Genomic DNA, 20,256 nt, shown 5'->3' with positions numbered 1-20,256 from the left:
GCCCCTAATGATCTGGTCGTCAAAAATGCGCACTCCAATGGTGGGAGCGCACGAAACTGACAGATTGGATGGTCAATTGAACTGGCCGGTCACATTTAAGCACTCCCGGGCCAATTCGCCTAAGGCAACAGATCCTCAAGACGGCCGTGCAAGCGTTGCGGCAGGTTTTCCTGGATCTCGATTAACGCCCGCGCAATCGCACTTTGAAAACCCTGCACACCGGCCGAGCCGTGGCTTTTAACCACAATGCCCTGCAAGCCGAGAAAGCTTGCACCGTTGTGCCGTGCCGGTGCCAGGTCGGCCTGCAAGCGGCGCATCAATGGCAGCGCCAGGGCACCGACCATGCGCGATACCAGGTTGCGCTTGAACAAGGCCTCGATACGCGCGGCAATCATGGTTGCCAAGCCTTCGCTGGACTTGAGCAGGATGTTGCCGACAAACCCGTCACACACCACCACGTCGGCTTCGCCACGGTACAAGCCGTCACCTTCGACAAAACCGATGTAGTTCAAGCCTGGCGCGCCTTGCAACAAGCTGGCGGCCAGCTTGACCTGCTGGTTGCCCTTGATCTCCTCGGTGCCGATATTCAGCAGGGCCACCCTGGGCCGGGCAACGCCCAGCGCTTCGGCGGCCACCGAGCCCATCACGGCAAACTGCAACAGGTGCTCGGCACTGCAATCGACATTGGCGCCCAGGTCCAGCAACTGGCAATAGCCCTTCTGCGTCGGAATTGCCGCCACCATCGCCGGCCGGTCAATACCCGGCAAGGTCTTGAGCACATGCCGCGACAAGGCCATCAACGCCCCCGTATTGCCGGCACTGACACAGGCTTGCACCTTGCCATCACGCAACAGCTCAAGGGCCACTCGCATTGAAGAGTCGGGCTTGCCACGCAAGGCTGCGGCCGGCTTTTCATCCATGCTGATGGTTTCGCTGGCCGGCGTTATGGTCAGGCGCGCGCGATCCACCGCCGGATGGCTGGCAATCAGTTCTTCAAGAAGGGTAGGTTGACCGACGAGGGTCAGGTGCAGCGAGGGCGTAGCAGACAGGCTGGCAATGCAGGCCTGAACAATGCTGCGGGGACCGAAGTCCCCGCCCATTGCGTCAATCGCGATGACTTGGGCAGACAAGTGATTACTCGTCAGCGCCCTTGTCGATCACTTTACGGCCACGGTATACGCCTTCTGGCGATACGTGGTGACGCAGGTGAACTTCACCAGTGGTCTTTTCCACGGACAGGGTGCTAGCCTCGAGAGCGTCGTGCGAACGGCGCATGTCACGGGCGGAGCGGGATTTTTTGTTCTGCTGAACAGCCATAATTGATTAACTCCTAAACGTTTGGGTCACGCTTTAACTGCGCCAATACACTGAACGGGTTGGACCGCGTTACCTCGTCCTCGCTCGGCTCGGCCTCGTCATCGAGACCCTCCGGCTGCTGGCATTCTTCCGGATGATGAGCAGGCACAATGGGCAAGGCGAGCAAAAGCTCCTCCTCGATCAGTGCATGCAGATCCAATGGATCTTCGCCCAGTTCCAGCACGTCATAACCTTTCGGCAACGACTGGGTATTCGCACCCTCTTTCACCACAGCATAACTGCATTCGCTGTGGATCGGCAGGGTGACCAGCTCAAGACAACGCTGGCAAACCATTTTGACTTCGGTGTCGATAAAACTGTGGATTACCACAGACTTACGTTCATCTCGTTCAAAAACGAATTTAGCCTGCACCGTACCGACAGTGTCGGAAAGCGGGTCGCAGAGTCTCTCCAAATCGGCCAGCAGCACTTCACCTTGAAGGGTGGTGCCACGATCAGCCAATTTGCGCGGGTCAACGTGAGGTGGAATCGGGTCATTCAACATAGGCGCAGCATTATAGGGATGCACCCGGCCATGTCAAAGGAAATTCAGCCCTGTGCGTCAGCCGGTCACGTCGATAGAATCGGCGACTGCCTTGAGGAGACGTATATGCTGCCTTTATTACTCGCGTCCAGCTCGGTTTATCGCCGGGAATTACTGAGTCGCCTGCACCTGCCGTTCACCTGCAGCTCGCCGGATATCGACGAAAGCCACCGCCCGGATGAATCCGCCATCGAACTGGTCAAGCGCCTGGCCGAACAAAAGGCCCGCGCCCTCGCCGCCAGCCATCCTGGGCATTTAATCATTGGCTCGGATCAGGTCGCCGCACTGGAAGGCCGGATCATCGGCAAGCCGCACACCTTCGAAAATGCCCGCGAGCAATTACTGGCTGCCAGCGGCAAGCGTGTGAGCTTTCTTACCGGGCTGGCACTGCTCAACAGCGAGACCGGGCGCTGCCAGGTGGACTGCGTGCCGTTTACCGTACACATGCGCGAACTGGATGCAGAGCGTATTGAGCGCTATCTGCGGATCGAGCAGCCTTATGACTGTGCGGGCAGCTTCAAAGCAGAAGGGCTCGGTGTGAGCTTGTTCCGGAGCACCGAGGGACCGGATGCGACCAGCCTGGTTGGGCTGCCACTGATTCGACTGGTGGACATGCTGCTGACCGAAAGCGTACAGATCCCTTGAAACCTTCGTAAAGCAATGTGGGAGCTGGCTTGCCTGCGATAGCGATGTACCAGGCGACACTTATATCGACTGATCCATCGCTATCGCGGGCAAGCCCGCTCCCACAGTTGATCTACACCTAGCTTGGAATTTCAGCGCAGGGACGGCCCCTGGAAGCCCATGTACAGCGCCAACTTCTCCGCCACACTGGCACCGAGTTTCTTGGAGAAGCGATCAAACGGCGATTCCTCGACCGTAAAATCCACCAACTCCTTCTCACCCACTATATCCCGCGCCACCGAGCTGGCGCTGCCCAAGCCGTCAATCAAGCCCAGCGGCAATGCCTGCTCGCCCGACCATACCAGGCCGGAGAACAGCTCCGGATGCTCTTTATCTTTCAAGCGATCCCCACGCCCCTGCTTGACGCTGGCGATGAACTGACGATGGGTAGTGTCGAGCACGCCCTGCCAGAACGCGGTTTCATCCGCCTTCTGCGGCTGGAAAGGATCGAGGAACGACTTGTGCTCACCCGAGGTATAGGTGCGACGCTCGACCCCCAGCTTCTCCATGGCACCGACAAAACCGTAACCGGCCGCCGTCACACCGATAGAACCCACCAGGCTGGCCTTGTCGGCATAGATCTGGTCTGCAGCACTGGCAATGTAATAGGCACCCGAGGCACCCAAGTCGGAGATTACGGCATAGAGCTTGGTATCCGGATGCAAGGCGCGCAGACGACGAATCTCGTCATACACATAACCCGACTGCACTGGGCTGCCACCTGGGCTGTTGATGCGCAGGATAACGCCCTTGACCTTGGCATCCTCAAAAGCCGCGCGCAGGCTGGTGACAATATTGTCGGCACTGGCGGGCTCCTTGTCGGCAATCACGCCGCGCACCTCGATCAAGGCAGTGTAATGACTGCCACGGGCGGCGCTCTTTTCCATGTCCATCAGCGGACTGAACAGCGCCAGCATCCCAAGCAGGTATACAAAGGTCAGCAGCTTGAAGAAAATCCCCCAGCGCCGCGAACGTCGCTGCTCCTGGACGCTGGCCAGGAGGGTCTTCTCCAAAAGCTTCCAGCTTTTATCATCACTGCTCTGTGCCTTTTCAGGCGCCTTCCACTCGTCACTCATGCCATTAACCCCAGCAAAGACTTACAGGGCCCGGCTGAGCCAGGCCTGCAGTTCAGAAAAATGATCAATCGTCAGCCTCGGCTCGTACTGCTGCAACGCCTCGGCAGACTGGGCGCCGTAGCTGACGGCGACACTATCCATGCCTGCATTGCGCGCCATCATCAGGTCGAAAGACGCATCACCCACCATCAATGCCTCGCGTGGCGTAACGCCACAGTGCGCAAGGATCTGCTCCAGCATCAAGGGATGAGGCTTGCTGGCGGTTTCATCCGCAGCGCGGGTGATATCAAAGTAATCTTCCCAGCCGTGAGCCTTGAGCACACGGTCCAGGCCGCGACGAGCCTTGCCGGTGGCGACCGCCAGGTGATAGCCCTCGGCACGAAACGCTTGCAGCGATTGCACCACGCCTTCAAACAGCGGCGAAGGGGTAGCTTCCAGCGCAATGTAGTGGTCGGCGTAGTGCTCGCGAAACGCTACCAACTCGGCGTCGCTGATGTCGGGGTACAGGGTGCGAATGGCTTCAGGCAAACCCAGGCCGATAATGCCCTTGACCGCCAGGTCCGTGCACAACTCAAAGCCCGAGCGGGTCGACGCCATGTGCATGGACTCGACGATGCGGCCAATGGAATTGGCCAGCGTCCCGTCCCAATCGAAGATCAGCAGCTTGTAGTCAAGGTGCGACACTCAAACGCTCCACGGTCTTGGCCCACATTTCATCGACCGGCGCCTGCAATTTCAGCTCGCCGCCATCGGGTAGCGGCACGGTGAGCATGTAGGCGTGCAGGAACAGGCGCTTGCCGCCCAGGTCGCGAATTTCCTTGGAGAAATCTTCGTCGCCGTACTTGGTGTCGCCCGCAATGCAGTGGCCCGCATGCAGGGTGTGCACACGAATCTGGTGAGTGCGGCCAGTGACCGGCTTGGCCTCGACCATCGTGGCGAAGTCACCGAAGCGACGCAACACCTTGAACAGGGTCAGGGCTTCTTTGCCCTCCTCGTCCACTTCGACCATGCGCTCGCCGGAGCGCAGATTGCTCTTCTGCAGCGGCGCACGCACGCTCTTGATCGAGCTGGCCCAATTGCCGCGCACCAGCGCCATGTAGCGTTTGTCCACACCATCGCCACGCAGGGCGGTGTGCAAGTGGCGCAACATGCTGCGCTTCTTGGCGATCATCAACAGGCCGGAGGTGTCACGGTCCAGGCGATGCACCAGTTCCAGTTCCTTGGCATCCGGGCGCAACTGACGAAAGGCTTCGATCACGCCGAAGTTCAAGCCACTGCCACCATGAACCGCAATGCCACAGGGCTTGTTGATCACGATCAGCTTGTTGTCTTCGAACACGATCGACGCTTCCAGGCGCTGCAACAACCCCTGGGCCAGCGGTACCGGTTCGTCGCGTTCAGGCACGCGCACTGGCGGCACACGGACGATATCGCCCGCCTGCAGCTTGTACTCAGGCTTGATGCGCCCCTTGTTCACGCGCACTTCGCCTTTACGCAAAATGCGATAAATCAAGGTCTTGGGCACGCCTTTGAGCCTGGCCAAAAGAAAGTTGTCGATGCGTTGGCCGGCATATTCCGGCGAGACCTCAAGCAGCTGGACGCTGGGGGTCGGGGGGGTGGTAGTCGTCATGGCGGCGATGATAACAATTTTTTATGGAATTGAAGCACTTAATCATTACTGCTATAGTCGCGAACGCCGCCAAAAGCGGCCTGGACAGAGGACATGCGGCAAACTGCCGGCCCTGACCATCGCAATTCATCAGGACGCGAGGCCGTCCTACGGGGCTTTCGCCACCCAGGAAGGCTCAAGATTGTAACAAGCGCAGGTGACATGAGGCCTGAAGCGAGTGCAGAAAGCAGAGTGAATACTCGCCTTTTGCGCCGATATTTACGGCCAGTTCACAAAGTGCAGTCAGTTTTGAGCCAGACCATGGCGAATGCTTCGGAAACAACGCCTGTTAAGAGCTGAGTGAGAGCGCAACCGCCCACACCTAGTCTTGTTTAGCCATGAGCGTGGACTCCCCATTGGAGAACACGGTAAATGCCAACCCGCTGCGGATTCTGCGCGCGGCAGCACCCGAATTATCAGGGATACGTGTAGGGTGGAGATGCACAACCGTCGGACCGTGTAGCACTAGGCTTATATTTAGACGCTTCATCTCGTCCACAGTCGCCGGTTGATTCCTCCTCCTGACCTTAGCTTTTGTTGAAGTGGTGCCTTTGTCACCACCGCTAACAAGCAGGACGCGTCCGTCGCGATACCCGCCCAATTGGCAGGTTTTGCTGGACACTGGAGTGGCCAACCACTCTTGACGCACCTGACACCGACCGTGAGAAGTCGTGTGTGCCGAACGCCGTTTCCGGCAGCCCGGAAACCGACGGTACAACATGAAAAGAATGCTGATTAACGCAACTCAACCCGAAGAGTTGCGTGTTGCACTGGTAGATGGCCAACGCCTCTACGACCTGGACATCGAATCCGGTGCACGCGAGCAGAAAAAGGCCAACATCTATAAAGGCCGTATCACTCGCATCGAACCAAGCCTTGAGGCTGCCTTTGTCGATTTCGGCTCCGAGCGCCACGGCTTCCTGCCCCTCAAAGAAATCTCCCGCGAATACTTCAAGAAAGCCCCTGAAGGCCGCGTGAACATCAAGGACGTCCTGAGCGAAGGCCAGGAAGTCATCGTCCAGGTCGAAAAAGAAGAACGTGGCAACAAGGGCGCAGCCCTGACCACCTTCATCAGCCTCGCCGGTCGTTACCTGGTGCTGATGCCGAACAACCCACGTGCAGGCGGTATTTCCCGTCGCATCGAAGGCGAAGAGCGCAACGAACTGCGTGAAGCGCTGAACGGCCTGATCGCACCGGCCGATATGGGCCTGATCGTGCGCACTGCAGGCCTTGGCCGCAGCAGCGAAGAAATGCAGTGGGACCTCGACTACCTGCTGCAACTGTGGACCGCTATCAAAGAGGCGTCCCTGGATCGTTCCGCGCCGTTCCTGATCTACCAGGAAAGCAACGTGATCATCCGCGCCATCCGCGACTACCTGCGCCAGGACATCGGCGAAGTGCTGATCGACAGCGTTGAAGCCCAGGACGAAGCCCTGACCTTCATCCGCCAGGTGATGCCGCAGTACGCCAGCAAGATCAAGCTGTACGAAGACAGCGTTCCGCTGTTCAACCGTTTCCAGATCGAAAGCCAGATCGAGACCGCTTTCCAGCGCGTGGTCGAACTGCCTTCCGGCGGCTCCATCGTGATCGACCCGACCGAAGCTCTGGTGTCCATCGACATCAACTCGGCACGTGCGACCAAAGGCAGCGACATCGAAGAAACCGCCCTGCAGACCAACCTGGAAGCGGCTGAAGAAATCGCCCGCCAACTGCGTCTGCGTGACATCGGCGGCCTGATCGTGATCGACTTCATCGACATGACCCCTGCCAAGAACCAGCGCGCCGTGGAAGAGAAAGTCCGCGAATGCCTGGAAGCTGACCGCGCCCGCGTACAAGTGGGCCGTATCTCGCGCTTCGGCCTGCTGGAAATGTCCCGTCAGCGCCTGCGTCCATCCCTGGGCGAGAGCAGCGGCATCGTCTGCCCGCGTTGCAACGGCACAGGCATCATCCGTGACGTTGAATCGCTGTCCCTAGCGATCCTGCGCCTGATCGAAGAAGAAGCCCTGAAAGACCGTACCGCCGAAGTTCGCGCCCAAGTGCCGATTCCGGTTGCCGCCTTCCTGCTCAATGAAAAACGCAACTCGATCACCAAGATCGAACTGCGCACCCGTGCCCGTATCGTCATCCTGCCGAACGATCACCTCGAAACGCCGCACTTCGAAGTACAGCGCCTGCGTGACGACAGCCCGGAAGCCCATAGCGGGCAGTCCAGCTATGAAATCGCCGCGGCTGCCGCCGAAGTCGAAGAAGTCCAGCCAGCCGCTGCGACCCGCACCCTGGTTCGCCAGGAAGCCGCGGTGAAGACTGCACCGGCCCGTGCCAACGCACCGGTACCGACCGAAGCTGCCGCCCCGGTTGCCGCGCCGGCCGCGCTGCCTGAGCCAAGCCTGTTCAAGGGCCTGGTGAAGTCGCTGGTCAGCCTGTTCGCCACCAAGGAAGAGCCTGCTGCCCCGGTTGTGGTTGAAAAACCTGCCACCGAGCGCCCGGCGCGCAACGAAGAGCGTCGCAACGGTCGCCAGCAGAGCCGTAACCGCAACGGCCGCCGTGACGAAGAGCGCAAGCCTCGCGAAGAACGTGCCCCGCGTGAAGAACGCGCACCACGTGAAGAGCGTGCGCCTCGCGAAGCCCGCGAAGAAACCCCGACCGTCGCCCGTGAAGAACGTGCACCGCGTGAAGAGCGCGCCCCACGTACCCCACGCGCTCCACGTGAAGACCGCAAGCCACGTGGCGAGCGTGAAGAACGCGTGCGTGAACTGCGCGAGCCTCTGGACGCGGCACCTGCCGTTGCCGCTGCCGCAGCCGTTAGCACCGAAGAACGCCCGGCCCGCCAGCCGCGTGAAGAACGCGCACCACGCGAAGAGCGCCAACCGCGCCCGCCACGTGAAGAGCGTCAACCACGCGCCGAGCAAGCCGCTGCTGCCACCGAAGAAGAAGTACTGACCGGCGAAGAGCAGTTGCAGGAAGACGGCCAGGACAACGCCGAAGGCGATCGTCCACGCCGCCGCTCCCGCGGCCAGCGTCGTCGCAGCAACCGTCGTGAGCGTCAGCGTGATGCCAACGGCAACGTAATCGAAGGTTCGGAAGAAACCGGCGAGAACGCAGAAGCTGCCAACAACGAGCCAACAGGCGCCGAACTGGCTGCCGGTTTGGCCGTTACCGCTGCCGTTGCCAGCTCAGTCATCAGCGCACCTGCTGAAGCCCAGGCTCACGAGCAAGCCGAACGTGCTACCGCTGCCATCGAAGACACTGTTGCCGTAGAAGCGCCAGCCGCCGAAACCCCAGCGGTTGAAGCGCCGGTTGTTGAAGCGCCAGTCGTTGAAGCCACGACCCCTGTCGAAGCCCCAGCGGTTCCGGAAGTGGAAGTTGCCCCGGTTCGCGATGCACAGCCAGAAACCGACGTGGTTGCCGTTGAACCAGCTCCATCGGTTGAGCCTCAGCCAGTAGTCGAAGCGGCTGTAGAAGCTCCGGTGGTCGAAGAAGCTGCCCCGGCTGTGCGTGAAGTTCGCGAAGAACAGACCGCCTTCCAGTGGACCGCCGAACCGGCTGCACCGGTTGAAGCGCCAGCGCCTGCCCCAGTGGTAGAAGAAGCACCGGCACCGGTTGCTGAAGTCGTCGCCGAGCCAGCCCCAGTGGTTGAGCCGACGCCGGTTGCTGAGCCTGCGCCCGTGGTTGAAGTTGAAGCCCCAGTGGTTGCCGAAGTGGCCGCCCCTGTGGTTGAAGCTGCACCTGCAAGCGCCCTCACCGAAAACGGCCGTGCGCCGAACGACCCGCGTGAAGTGCGTCGTCGCCGCAAGGAAGCCGAAGCTGCTGCAGCCGCAGCCAAGGCGGTAGAGCACGAGGCCCAGGAAGCAGAGCACGAGCCTAAACCCCTCGTCTGATTCCATAAGCCACTAAAAAGCCCCGCCTGAGTGATCAGGCGGGGCTTTTTTATGGCTGATTATCTCGACCTGGAATGCGATCACTGCGGGAGCTGGCTTGCCTGCGATAGCGTCGATTCAGCCAGCGTGGCGGTGACTGACACACCGCTATCGCAGCAGAGGTATCTACACAACTTTGTGGGCTGTAACGGCAGACGGTAACCACGATGCGAAGCGAGTCGCTCTTGATCTGCTTTTGATCTTAGGCGCCCCGTCAAACCACGCCGGCCGGTATTCGACAGGGATTTTGGGGGTGAACCGGCAGCGATTTAGCCGCCGTCAGGGCGGAACCTTAAGTGGCCGTTACCGCAGGAATGGATATGTACACAATCCAACTGTGTTGACTGTCAGGCCGCTATCGCAGGCAAGCCAGCTCCCACATTGGACGGTGGTGCGTCAGGTAGATAAGCGCCGGCTATCAGGCCGTTACGGGAGCAAGCTCCCTCGCCACAGGTCCAACGTCGGCTCTAAGTAGATACCTATGGCTATCGTAGGCAAGCCAGCTGCCACACTTAACCTGCAGTAAAACTCAACCGTTGCGGCACATCCACATCCCAATGCACACCAGGATCATCTACCTGCACTTCTCGCACCTGAGTTTGTGCAAACAACGGCCTGGCCCCACGATCCCCACTCAGAGCCATCAGCGCCGGCCCAAACCTGTGATGGAAAGCCACCGGGTGCCCGTACTGCCCGGCAGATACCGGCACAGTGATGCCCTCCACGCTGGCAATCACCCGTTCGATACTCGATGACTGAATAAACGGCATATCCCCCAACACCACCAGCCACCCATCCGCTGCACCGCTGGCCTTGACCGCCGTCGCAATGCTGTCGCCCATACCGCTCGAATCCAGCAGTACAACCTGACAGCCATAAGCCTCTGCCAGGCGGATAACCTCCCCGCGCTCCGGCGACGTCACCAGCCAGCGCGTTACCACACGCTCAGGCAAGTTGCGCAACACCTGCTCGATGACCGGCCGGCTAACGCCATCCAGCCCCACACACGCGGCGAGCAATTTGTCTTGATCAGCTCCAGCTTCGGCACGAAAACGACTGCCCTGCCCCGCCGCCAGCACAATCGCCGTCACCGTCACTCGGCCACCACTGCCATCGGTTTTTTCTGCATCGGTGCCACACCGTTCTTGATCGCAACAATTTCCGCCATCAGCGACAGCGCAATTTCCGCCGGCGTATGACTGCCGATGTGCAGGCCAATCGGCCCGTGCAAACGTGCGATGGCGTCCGCCGACAGGCCCAGCGCGGCCAGGTTCTCCCGACGCTTCTGGGTATTGACCCGCGACCCCAGGGCGCCGATATAGAACGCCGTGGAATTTAGCGCCGTCAGCAACGCCATGTCATCCAAACGTGGATCGTGGGTCAGGCAGACAATGGCCGTGCGTTCATCGGTATGGATGTTCAACACCGCCTCGTCGGGCATGCCCGGCACAAAGCGTCCATGCTGGTCTTCCCAGCCGTAGACGAACTCTTCGCGGGGGTCGCAGATCAGCACTTCGAAATCCAGCAGGCGTGCCATTTCCGCTACGTAGCGCGACAGCTGCCCGGCGCCGATCAACAGCAGGCGCCAGCGCGGGCCATAGATGGCGCGCAAGCGTTCGCCGTCGAAGCTCACCACGTCGGTCTTGCTGGCGGCGCTCAACGTCACCTCGCCGGTGACCAGGTTCAGCTCGCGAGCGACGATCTGATGATCTTCACAACGCGCCAGCAGCGCTTCGACCCAACCCCACTCTTCCACGCGCTCCTCGGTAAGCCGCAGGGTGCCGCCGCAGGGCAGGCCAAAACGCGCCGCCTCGTCGCGGGTGACGCCGTAGGTCACCAACTGCACGGGCGGGCCGTCAGCGGGTAAGCGGCCGTCCTGCAGGCGCGCGATCAAGTCATCCTCGATGCAACCGCCCGACACCGAGCCAATCACCACGCCATCACCGCGAAGGGCCAGCATCGCCCCCGGCGGGCGCGGCGCGCTGCCCCAGGTTTGCACCACACTGTACAACATCACGCGCTGCCCGGCGCGGCGCCATTGCAGTACGCTGCGCAGGACGTTCAGATCCACACTGTCCATCAGGCCTCCGGTAAGTACTGTCGCGCTCACTGTAAACCAAAAATATCGGTTGTATCCCGCCAGAAACGTAAACGCCCCGAACCAGTCGGGGCGTTTACGGATAGCGTTGGCGTCAGTTCACGCCAGCAGCCACTTACTTGACGACAGGCGCCGGGCCTTCAGCCACGCCCAGGTCATCGAGCTCGCGGGTTTCGGAGATACCGGTACCGCCAGACGCCAGCTCGCTTTGCAGCTTGTCGGTGTCCAGTTCCTTGACCCACTTGGCCACAACGATGGTGGCAACTGCGTTACCCACCAGGTTGGTCAGTGCACGGGCTTCGGACATGAAACGGTCGATACCCAGGATCAGCGCCAGGCCGGCAACCGGCAGGTGGCCAACGGCCGACAGGGTGGCGGCCAGTACGATGAAGCCCGAACCGGTCACGCCAGCAGCGCCTTTGGACGACAGCAGCAGCACCAGCAGCAGGGTGATCTGGTGAGTGATGTCCATGTGGGTGTCGGTCGCCTGAGCGATGAACACGGCCGCCATGGTCAGGTAGATCGACGTACCGTCGAGGTTGAAGGAGTAACCGGTTGGAATCACCAGGCCGACCACGGACTTCTTCGCGCCCAGGCGTTCCATCTTGATCAGCATACGCGGCAGTGCGGATTCCGACGACGAGGTGCCCAGTACGATCAGCAGTTCTTCACGGATGTAGCGGATCAGCTTCAACACGCTGAAACCGTGAGCGCGGCAGATAGCGCCCAGCACCAGCACCACGAACAGAATGCAGGTGATGTAGAAGCAGATCATCAACTGGCCCAACTGCACCAGGGAACCGACCCCGTAGGCGCCGATGGTGAACGCCATGGCACCCAGGGCACCGATTGGCGCGAGCTTCATGATCATGTTGATGATGTTGAACATCACATGGGCGAAGCGATCGATGAAGTCCAGCACCGGCTTGCCGTAGGCACCCAGGCGGTGCAGGGCGAAACCGAAGATCACCGAGAACATCAGCACTTGCAGGATGTCGCCGTTGGCGAAGGCGCCGACGATGGTGTTCGGGATGACGTTGAGGATAAAGCCGACGATGCTCTGGTCTTTACCGGCGGTGACGTAGGCCGCCACTTTGGAAGCATCCAGGGTCGCGACGTCGATGTGCATGCCGGCGCCCGGCTGCACCACGTTGACCACGACCAGGCCAATCAGCAGGGCGATGGTGGAAACGATTTCGAAGTACAGCAGCGCGTAGCCGCCGGTCTTGCCCACCGACTTCATGCTTTGCATGCCAGCGATGCCGCTGACCACGGTACAGAAGATGATCGGGGCGATGACCATTTTGATCAGCTTGATAAAGCCGTCACCCAGTGGCTTGAGGGCCACGCCGGTCTGCGGGTAGAAGTGGCCGAGCAAAATACCGATAACGATTGCAACGATCACCTGGAAATACAGGGATTTGTAGATTGGCTGACGAGTCGTCATTGCAAAGTTCCTCAATCGTCCCGTGTGGCAAATATCCGCCATTGCCCACGGCACTTGAATTGCGAACCCTCCTGCACTGGAGGGATTTGTTGTTTGCGAAGCCTGTAGGAGCAAGCCTGCGCTGTAATCCTTATCGCAAACAGCGTGCCACTTTGCTTAAACGCGCTGAAGGCCTTTAGACATCAGGGCTTGGGGTTCACGAGGGACTCTTGGGCGCGCAACAAGGTGGCGGATTTCCGCCCACGCAACCTGTCTCGTCCTACAATTTGGCGGATATCCGCCTTGTCGCCCCACTGGGTGATGGCTACCATCCGCCACTCCATGGATGAGGCCCTTGCATGCGTGAACGTACCATCGCCAGCCATTACGCCCGAGCGGCCCTCGGCGGTGCGCGCCGAGCCGGTTTCGACTACTCGGGGGTGTTGCAGCAGGTGGGCATCACCCCGGAACTACTGACCGAACCCCGCGCCCGCATCGCTCCAGAGCAATTTGCCCGCTTGCTGCAAATGCTCTGGCTGGGGTTGGATGACGAATACCTGGGGTTTGCCGAAGGGCCGAGCAAACGCGGCACTTTCGCCATGATGTGCCACGCGCTGATCCATTGCCGCACGCTGGAGAAGGCGCTGGAGCGCGGCTTATTGTTTTATAGCCTGTTCCCCCAAGGCCCACGCTGGCAACTGACCAAAGAAGGCGACATGGCGCGCCTGAGCCTGGACGACTCACAGCTATGGGACCCGGACCACTTCCTCAGTGAATGCCTGCTGGTGATCTGGCATCGCCTGGGCAGTTGGTTGATCGGCCAGCGTATCCGGCTGCAGCAGGCCACCTTCAGTTACCCGATGCCGGCCCATGCCGGTGAATATGACCTGCTGTTCCCCTGCCCCCAGGTGTTCGGCGCGCCGACCAGCAGCCTGGTGTTTCCCAGCCGCTACCTGAGCCTGCCGCTGTTGCAGGATGAACGCACCCTCAAGCACTTCTTGCAGCGCTCCCCTGCCGACTTGTTGTCCCGGCCGGATGAAGGTGACAGCCTGAGCAGCCAGTTGCGCCGCCTGCTGAGCCGCGACCGCACGCCCTGGCCAGACCTGGAAGCCGTCGCCCAGCACTTGCACATCAGCCCACAGACCCTGCGTCGGCACCTGCGCGAAGAAGGCACGAGCTTTCAGGCATTGAAGGATGAGTTACGCCGGGATATCGCCATTTACCACCTGGGGCGGGCGGATTTGTCTGTGCAGGAGATCGCGGAACAGTTGGGGTTTTCCGAACCGTCGGCGTTTCATCGGGCGTTCAAGAAGTGGACAGGGCTGACGCCGGGGGCCTACAGAGCGCAGGAGAGTTAGCGGTGTATTGGCTGGGAGGGCCTCATCGCAGGCAAGCCAGCTCCCACAGTTGAATGTATTCACACATCAACATTTGGGAGCTGGCTTGCCTGCGATGAGGCCAGTGCAGATCACAAGGCAGGAAAGTGAATCCTGAACGCCGCCCCACCCAACGCTGAATCCCCCAACGTCAACCGCGCGTGATAGCTTTCGATGATGTCCTTGACCACCGCCAGCCCGATCCCCTGCCCCGGGTGCTGGCGATCTAGCCGTTCGCCGCGCTGCAGGATCCGTGCACGCTGGTCCGGTGGTACGCCGGGGCCGTCGTCTTCGATACACAGCTCAATGCCATCGAGGTTTTCCACCAGGCTGATACGCACTTGCTTGAGGCACAGGCGGTAGGCGTTTTCCAGCAGGTTGCCGAGCATTTCGAGCAACGCGCCCTTCTCGATGGGCACTTCGCAGGCCTGCGGTAAATCGAAGGTCACGGTGACCCGCTTGTCGCGGTAAACTTTTTCCAATGTATCGCACAGGCTTTGCACCACCGGTTCCAGGCGGACCTGGTGGCGCACCAGGCCACTTTTACGCAGGCTGGCACGCTGCAGTTGGTAACCGATCTGCTGGCTCATGCGTTCGATTTGCGATTGCAGCACCCACGCCTGGCTACGTTCTTCAGGCCGCTGGGCCATGTCTTCGCTCACGCCCTGCAACACCGCCAGTGGCGTTTTCAGGCTGTGAGCCAAGTCATCAAGAGAATCGCGGTAGCGCGCACGCTGTTCGCGCTCGCTGTGCAGCAAGCGGTTCAGGGAGCCAGTCAGGCGCAGCAGCTCACGGGGGTGTTCTTCGCTGAGGCTTTCGCGGGTGCCGCCTTCGATCTGGTCGAGCTCATGGCTCAGGCGCCGCAGGGCTTGCAGGCCCCAGGTCAGGCCCAGCCACAACAGCGTCAACAGCACCAGCAACGCCGCGCCGAACCCGAGGTAGAGGTTCTCACGCAGGCCTTCGAGGGTCAGTTGGTATTCGCGCACCGGCTGCAAGGCGACAATGCTGAACGCCGCGCTCTTGCCTCCCAGTAGGCGCACCTCGACGTCATACACGAAGAATTCCTGGCCATTGGCCTCGCGAATCCGCGCAAATTCGTTGCCGCGCCCGTCATAGCGCGGTTTGTAGTTGATGTTTTCTTCCTGGGTCGCCCGCGAGCGCCATACCAGATGGCCTTCACGGTCGTAGATATAACCCAGCAGCCGACTGTCGGTGAGGTTGAAACGCTCATCGGGCAGCTGCGCCGGCATCAGCAGGCGGTTATTGTCGACCCGCGCCGCAGATATCAGGGTGGTCACATCCGACGCCAGGCGCTGTTCGATGGAATCCTGCAACGCCAGGCTGAACGCGCCTTGCATGGCCGGCAACAGGCCGAGCATAAACAGCACGGCCAGGGTGGCGGCCGCCAGCATCAGGCGCACACGTAGCGAACGAATCAACGGCAGCGCTCATTGAACAGGTAGCCCAGGCCACGCACGGTGTCGATCGGCTTGAACCCGGCCGGGCCTTCCAGCTTGCGGCGCAGGCGGCCGACCAGCACTTCGATCACGTTTGGATCGCGCTCGTCGTCATCCGGGTACAGTTGCTCCATCAAACGGTCTTTGGCGACCACTTGTTGATGATGACGCATCAAGTATTCGAGGATCCGATACTCGTAGGCGGTCAGCGCCAAGGGTTGCTCGTCCAGGGAGGCTTGCTTGCGGTTGAGGTCCAGCAGCAGCGGCCCGGCAACGATAGTCGACTGGGTAAAACCGCTGGAGCGGCGCAGCAAGGCGTTCATGCGTGCCTCCAGCTCTTCGAACTGGAACGGCTTGACCACGTAGTCGTCGGCCCCGGCCGCCAAGCCTTCAACCTTGTCCTGCCAGTTGCCGCGGGCGGTGAGGATCAGGATCGGGAAGGTCTTGGTCTGGGTGCGCAACTGGCGAATCAGGTCCAGGCCGCCCATGCCGGGCAGGCCAAGGTCGATGATCGCCAGGTCATGGTTGAATTGGCCGGTCTGGTACAGGGCTTCTTCGGCATTGGCCACGGCTTCGACCACATGCCCGCTGTCGGTCAGGCGGGTAAACAGGTGATGACGCAGCAGCGCCTCATCTTCCACCACCAGCAATTTCATAAGGTTCTCCACTGCAATTCAACTAGCCGACAGGGGGATATCATAGCGGCCCTGCAGCTCTTGGGGGCGCAGTTTTATGCCATTGTAGTGGCCAGTCAGGTGCGCGTAGCCGCTGCGATAGTCGGGTTGCGCAGGGGTAGCGCCCAGGGCCTGGCCCCACGGCGCGGCCTGGGTGCCGGCGTCTTCGAAGCTGACACGATGGATCAGGTTGCTGGATTTCTTGGTTTTCTCGCTGCCAAAGGCCGCAAAGGCGCCATCGGACGCCTGCACGCCGGCAGTGGCGCCGAGCATGGTCAAGGCCAACATCAGCTTTTTGATCGCAGTCATGGTGGTTACCTCATACGCATTTAAGCTGTGGGGCCCAGACTACGCAGGCGCCCCTGAACTCCCCCTGAACAGGCTCTGAACCGCAGCTGAACCGCATCGGGCTATCCACTGGCGCACCAACTCGGCAAAATACCGCGCATGACGCCCCTACCCGCTTGCTGCACCCCACTCGATGATCATTGGCCGTTGCCGGTTTCTTTGCCGGGCACGGTGTTTTTGAGCACGCGATTCGACCCGGCTTTATTGAGCCACGGCGATTTTCAGCGCTGCGATGTGCCGCCGCCCGCGAGCATCCAACGCTCGGTCGCCAAGCGCCAGGCGGAATTTCTCGCCGGCCGCCTGTGCGCGCGCGAAGCGCTGCAACGACTCGATCATCTGCACTGCATCCCGGCCATCGGCGAAGACCGTGCCCCGGTCTGGCCAGGGCATATCAGTGGTTCCATCACCCACAGCACCGGGCACGCTGCGGCGATTGTCGGGCACAAGGCGCAATGGCGCGGGCTGGGCATGGACCTGGAGCATCTGCTGACGGTGGAACGGGCCGAACGCCTGGCCGGGGAAATTCTGACGGCCGATGAGCTCCAGCGCATGGCCGCCCTGCCCCGTGAGCAACACGCCTTGCTGGTGACGCTGACGTTTTCGGTGAAGGAAAGCTTGTTCAAGGCGCTCTATCCGATCGTGCACAAGCGCTTTTATTTCGAGCATGCCGAGGTGTTGGAGTGGTCAGCGGCTGGGAAGGTGCGCCTGCGGTTGCTGACCGATCTTTCGCAAGAATGGAAGCATGGCAAAGAGCTGGAAGGGCAGTTTGTGGTGCAAGGGGAGCAGTTGTTGAGCTTGGTGGCTATCGCAATGTAGGAGCGAGCTTGCTCGCGAAAAACTCACAGGCGCCGCGTTTATTCAGGCAGCACGCGTTATCGTTGAGGTTTTTCGCGAGCAAGCTCGCTCCTACAGTTAGGTTTTCAGGGTTTATCTTGATCCCTGGGCCAGCTCAGGCTGAAACACGCCCCACCCAGGTTATTGCTCTTGCTGATCAGCGCCCGCCCGCCGTGCCAATAGATAATCCGCCGCACGATCGACAAGCCCAGGCCATGCCCGCCAGAAGCGCGGGTACGGCTGTCATCCAAGCGCAGGAACGGCGTGAAGATCCGCTCCCAGGCGCTTTCCGGCACACCAGGGCCGTCGTCTTCCACATCGATGCGACAGCGCACCTGCCCCACCTGATAACTGATCAACACCTGGCCTCTGGCGTGGCGCATGGCGTTACTCACCAGATTTTGCAGGGCACGGTGCAAGTAGCGCGGTTCAGCGTCGACCCAGGCGTCATCCCAATGTGCCGAAGACAGGCAAATACCCCGAGTGACGGTGACCTGCGGGCGCAATGGCGATAATTCGCCAATCACCTGATCGAGCAATGCATCAAGGTCTACGCGCTGGAAATTCAGCTCCGGCGCACCCTGTTCCAAGCGCGCATAAGTGAGCATCTCGTCCACCAGGCCATCGAGGTCCTGGATATCGCCATCCATGCCTTCCAGGTATTTGCGCCGCGCCTCGGGCGTGGCGGCGTCACCGATCATCTCCAGGCCAAAACGCAGGCGCGCGACCGGTGTGCGCAACTCGTGGGAGACCGCGCGCACCAGCTCGCGCTGAATCGCCAGCAATTGCTGCAGGTGCTCGGCCATGCCATTGAAAGCTGCCGCCAGCCGCCCGACCGAGTCTGCACCGCGAGCGGGTACGCGCACTTCCAGGTTGCCCTTGGCGATACGCGTAGCCGCTGCCTCAAGGCCTTTGAGCCGACGCTCAAGTTGACGCACCAGCAAATAGACGATCAAGCCGATCAGAGTCAGGCCGATCAAGGTGATCAGGATCAGCCATTGCGCCGGGTACGGGTTCATCTGGTACAGCGGGCCGATCTCCAGTACCCACGGGGTGCCGACCATGCCGGCAAACACGCGAATCGAATCGCCGCCCTTGCCCAGCGCCATCACCGTATCGCCCTCCGCCACGCGACGACGCTGGTCGTCGTCCATGTCGGCCTGGTCAAGGGCCATCAGGTGCATTTCAAAACCAAAACCCTTGGCGTGTTTGATGTCGGCCAGGCGCTGGGGCTGTTCGGCCACCGGGAAACGTACCAGTTCGTCGGCCAGCAGGTAAATAGTCGCACGGGCCAATTGCTCGCTGATCTGCTGCACTTCGCCGGTGAGCACCAATTGCTCTTGCTCGCTGACCAACCGCAGCACCCGCGCCGCATGAGGCCCGGTCTGCTCAACCAGGACCTGGCCGCGTTGCAGGCGGTTGCGCTGGCCCAGGTCCAATTGCGCATCGGTGAACGTGCGCAACTCCAGCGGGATGCCCAGCAAGCGCTCCCACACCGCCAAGGCGCGCTGCCGTTCAATGGTGCTCATGGGTTGCAGGTTATCGCCCATCAACGCAAAGGTGCCGTGGGCCAGGCGCTCACGGTACTGGCCGCTGCGCACGTCATTAAGCAGGTGCAGTGCCAGAGCGCCGAGCAACGCCACCAGGATCAGCGCCGCGCACATGCCGCCGTAGATGCGCAGGAAGATCGAGTTCACAGCGGCATATCGGCAGCGGCTTCGGGGACGAACAGGTAGCCTTTGCTGCGGATGGTCTTGATCAGGCGTGGGTGGAGCGGATCGTCGCCGATCTTTGGCCGAATGCGCGAGATACGCACGTCAATGGAGCGATCCTGGCCGTCATAGCCGATACCACGCAGCGCTATGAAGATTTCTTCGCGGGACAGGATGCGCCCGGCGTTCGCAACCAGCAGCCACAGCAAGTCGAATTCAGCGCTGGTCAGTTCGATGCTGCTCTCATGCAACCAGGCTTCGCGCAAGGCATTGTCCACCACCAACGGACCAAACTGGAGGCGGCGCTGGTTTTCCACTGCAACGGGCAACACCGGTTCGCTGCGGCGCAGCAGCGCCTGGATACGTGCCAGCAACAAACGCGGGCGCACGGGTTTGCACACATAGTCGTCGGCGCCCATGTCCAAGCCCTGCACCTGGTCCATGTCGTCGGTGCGCGCGGTGAGCATCAGGATCACGCCGTCATAGCGCTCGCGCACCTTGCGGCAGATGGTCAGGCCGTCTTCGCCGGGCAGCATCAGGTCGAGGATCACCAGGTCGGGCTGTTCGGCGATGATGCGCGCCGTGGCCTTGGCACCATCGCTTTCCACCGACACACGCAGGCCGTTGCTTTCCAGGTACTCACGGGTCAACTCGGCGAGTCGCTCGTCGTCCTCGACGATCAGTATCTGCCAGGCTTCTTGCTCCATGCATTGTCCTCGTTTTTATAAGAAGTTCTTCTGGCCGACACGATCGAATGTGAAATACGGTCGGTGTGGGAGCTGGCTTGCCTGCGATGACGGTGGGTCAGCGCGCCTGTTGGCGGCTGATCCAACGCCATCGCAGGCAAGCCAGCTCCCACCTATTGATCTTCCGCAGGCATAGCCTGTTTGTCATGTTTTGAAGGCATAACAAAGGCCGATTGTAGCCATGCAACGGCCCTTGAACACAAGCCGCGAAATCCATTCGGTCATGGCGATTTTTTGTGGTAGGGTTCGCGCCCTCAAAATTCCCGCCGGCAGTTTCTAGCCGGGAATATTCGGTGACAAACGGTGTAATCCAGTAGTAATGCGGCCTACACGGGTGTT

General features: G+C 60.8%; 18 protein-coding genes. 4 read left to right on the top strand and 14 right to left on the bottom strand.

The window, feature by feature from the left end:
• Positions 1-119: 119 nt before the first annotated feature.
• Genes plsX through ACP7CZ_RS26080 form a run of 3 tightly spaced genes read right to left on the bottom strand, consistent with a single transcriptional unit; the run spans position 120 to position 1,861 of the window.
• The gene (gene plsX / locus ACP7CZ_RS26090; RefSeq protein WP_082629720.1) at positions 120-1,130 is read right to left on the bottom strand and encodes a phosphate acyltransferase PlsX; all 1,011 of its coding nucleotides are present in this window, start codon (positions 1,128-1,130) and stop codon (positions 120-122) included.
• A 4-nt stretch (positions 1,131-1,134) separates the two neighbouring features.
• Positions 1,135-1,317: a 50S ribosomal protein L32 gene (rpmF, locus tag ACP7CZ_RS26085; protein ID WP_003179396.1), complete on the bottom strand. Its 183-nt coding sequence runs from the start codon at positions 1,315-1,317 to the stop codon at positions 1,135-1,137.
• 13 nt (positions 1,318-1,330) lie between these two features.
• Positions 1,331-1,861 carry a YceD family protein gene (locus tag ACP7CZ_RS26080; protein ID WP_005790551.1) on the bottom strand — a complete coding sequence of 177 codons (531 nt, stop codon included), beginning with the start codon at positions 1,859-1,861 and terminating at the stop codon, positions 1,331-1,333.
• 105 nt (positions 1,862-1,966) lie between these two features.
• Between ACP7CZ_RS26080 and ACP7CZ_RS26075 the strand changes: the two genes are divergently transcribed.
• The gene (locus ACP7CZ_RS26075; protein ID WP_198791664.1) at positions 1,967-2,545 is read left to right on the top strand and encodes a Maf family protein; all 579 of its coding nucleotides are present in this window, start codon (positions 1,967-1,969) and stop codon (positions 2,543-2,545) included.
• Positions 2,546-2,676: 131 nt separating this feature from the next.
• Here the strand turns inward: ACP7CZ_RS26075 and ACP7CZ_RS26070 are convergent, their stop codons facing one another.
• From ACP7CZ_RS26070 to rluC, 3 genes are read right to left on the bottom strand one after another with little or no spacing between them, the layout of a single operon-like run.
• Complete coding sequence (locus tag ACP7CZ_RS26070) at positions 2,677-3,660, bottom strand: S49 family peptidase (protein WP_198791665.1); 984 nt, start codon at positions 3,658-3,660, stop codon at positions 2,677-2,679.
• A gap of 21 nt (positions 3,661-3,681) precedes the next feature.
• The gene (locus ACP7CZ_RS26065; RefSeq protein ID WP_072448782.1) at positions 3,682-4,344 is read right to left on the bottom strand and encodes an HAD-IA family hydrolase; all 663 of its coding nucleotides are present in this window, start codon (positions 4,342-4,344) and stop codon (positions 3,682-3,684) included.
• On the bottom strand, positions 4,331-5,290 hold the full coding sequence (gene rluC / locus ACP7CZ_RS26060; protein WP_034128444.1) for a 23S rRNA pseudouridine(955/2504/2580) synthase RluC: 960 nt from the start codon (positions 5,288-5,290) through the stop codon (positions 4,331-4,333). Before rluC ends, ACP7CZ_RS26065 begins: the two co-directional genes overlap by 14 nt.
• A gap of 767 nt (positions 5,291-6,057) precedes the next feature.
• Between rluC and rne the strand changes: the two genes are divergently transcribed.
• The gene (gene rne, locus ACP7CZ_RS26055) at positions 6,058-9,207 is read left to right on the top strand and encodes a ribonuclease E (RefSeq protein WP_169918868.1); all 3,150 of its coding nucleotides are present in this window, start codon (positions 6,058-6,060) and stop codon (positions 9,205-9,207) included.
• 551 nt (positions 9,208-9,758) lie between these two features.
• On the opposite strand, the gene ACP7CZ_RS26050 is transcribed toward rne, so the two are convergent.
• The 3 genes from ACP7CZ_RS26050 to ACP7CZ_RS26040 all read right to left on the bottom strand — a co-directional run bounded on the left by ACP7CZ_RS26050 (position 9,759) and on the right by ACP7CZ_RS26040 (position 12,791).
• The gene (locus tag ACP7CZ_RS26050; RefSeq protein WP_294160359.1) at positions 9,759-10,343 is read right to left on the bottom strand and encodes a nucleotidyltransferase family protein; all 585 of its coding nucleotides are present in this window, start codon (positions 10,341-10,343) and stop codon (positions 9,759-9,761) included.
• On the bottom strand, positions 10,340-11,326 hold the full coding sequence (locus tag ACP7CZ_RS26045) for an XdhC family protein (RefSeq protein WP_294160361.1): 987 nt from the start codon (positions 11,324-11,326) through the stop codon (positions 10,340-10,342). Before ACP7CZ_RS26045 ends, ACP7CZ_RS26050 begins: the two co-directional genes overlap by 4 nt.
• Before the next feature lie 133 nt (positions 11,327-11,459).
• Positions 11,460-12,791 (bottom strand): dicarboxylate/amino acid:cation symporter, encoded by a 1,332-nt coding sequence (locus ACP7CZ_RS26040; protein ID WP_003189258.1) that lies wholly within the window; start codon positions 12,789-12,791, stop codon positions 11,460-11,462.
• A 338-nt stretch (positions 12,792-13,129) separates the two neighbouring features.
• Here ACP7CZ_RS26040 and ACP7CZ_RS26035 point away from each other — a divergent pair, with 338 nt between their 5' ends.
• The gene (locus ACP7CZ_RS26035) at positions 13,130-14,128 is read left to right on the top strand and encodes an AraC family transcriptional regulator (RefSeq protein WP_294160366.1); all 999 of its coding nucleotides are present in this window, start codon (positions 13,130-13,132) and stop codon (positions 14,126-14,128) included.
• Positions 14,129-14,238: 110 nt separating this feature from the next.
• Here ACP7CZ_RS26035 and ACP7CZ_RS26030 read toward each other — a convergent pair whose 3' ends face one another.
• From ACP7CZ_RS26030 to ACP7CZ_RS26020, 3 genes are read right to left on the bottom strand one after another with little or no spacing between them, the layout of a single operon-like run.
• Entirely contained in the window at positions 14,239-15,585 is a 1,347-nt protein-coding gene (locus ACP7CZ_RS26030; RefSeq protein ID WP_019817208.1) for an ATP-binding protein, read from the bottom strand.
• Positions 15,582-16,259 carry a response regulator gene (locus ACP7CZ_RS26025; protein ID WP_003193559.1) on the bottom strand — a complete coding sequence of 226 codons (678 nt, stop codon included), beginning with the start codon at positions 16,257-16,259 and terminating at the stop codon, positions 15,582-15,584. Before ACP7CZ_RS26025 ends, ACP7CZ_RS26030 begins: the two co-directional genes overlap by 4 nt.
• A gap of 18 nt (positions 16,260-16,277) precedes the next feature.
• Positions 16,278-16,586 carry a hypothetical protein gene (locus tag ACP7CZ_RS26020; RefSeq protein ID WP_003193560.1) on the bottom strand — a complete coding sequence of 103 codons (309 nt, stop codon included), beginning with the start codon at positions 16,584-16,586 and terminating at the stop codon, positions 16,278-16,280.
• A gap of 138 nt (positions 16,587-16,724) precedes the next feature.
• Between ACP7CZ_RS26020 and ACP7CZ_RS26015 the strand changes: the two genes are divergently transcribed.
• Positions 16,725-17,441: a 4'-phosphopantetheinyl transferase family protein gene (locus tag ACP7CZ_RS26015; RefSeq protein WP_072448791.1), complete on the top strand. Its 717-nt coding sequence runs from the start codon at positions 16,725-16,727 to the stop codon at positions 17,439-17,441.
• A 104-nt stretch (positions 17,442-17,545) separates the two neighbouring features.
• Here the strand turns inward: ACP7CZ_RS26015 and ACP7CZ_RS26010 are convergent, their stop codons facing one another.
• Complete coding sequence (locus ACP7CZ_RS26010) at positions 17,546-19,156, bottom strand: ATP-binding protein (protein WP_054922153.1); 1,611 nt, start codon at positions 19,154-19,156, stop codon at positions 17,546-17,548.
• Positions 19,153-19,878 carry a response regulator gene (locus ACP7CZ_RS26005; protein WP_054922155.1) on the bottom strand — a complete coding sequence of 242 codons (726 nt, stop codon included), beginning with the start codon at positions 19,876-19,878 and terminating at the stop codon, positions 19,153-19,155. The genes ACP7CZ_RS26010 and ACP7CZ_RS26005 overlap by 4 nt, the downstream gene beginning before the upstream one ends.
• Positions 19,879-20,256: the final 378 nt, after the last annotated feature.

This window comes from Pseudomonas sp. DWP2-2 (assembly GCF_049897065.1).
Taxonomy (GTDB): domain Bacteria; phylum Pseudomonadota; class Gammaproteobacteria; order Pseudomonadales; family Pseudomonadaceae; genus Aquipseudomonas; species Aquipseudomonas paracarnis.
The sequence above is the reverse complement of the archived record's forward strand: the minus strand, read 5'-3'. Positions and strand labels throughout refer to the sequence as shown.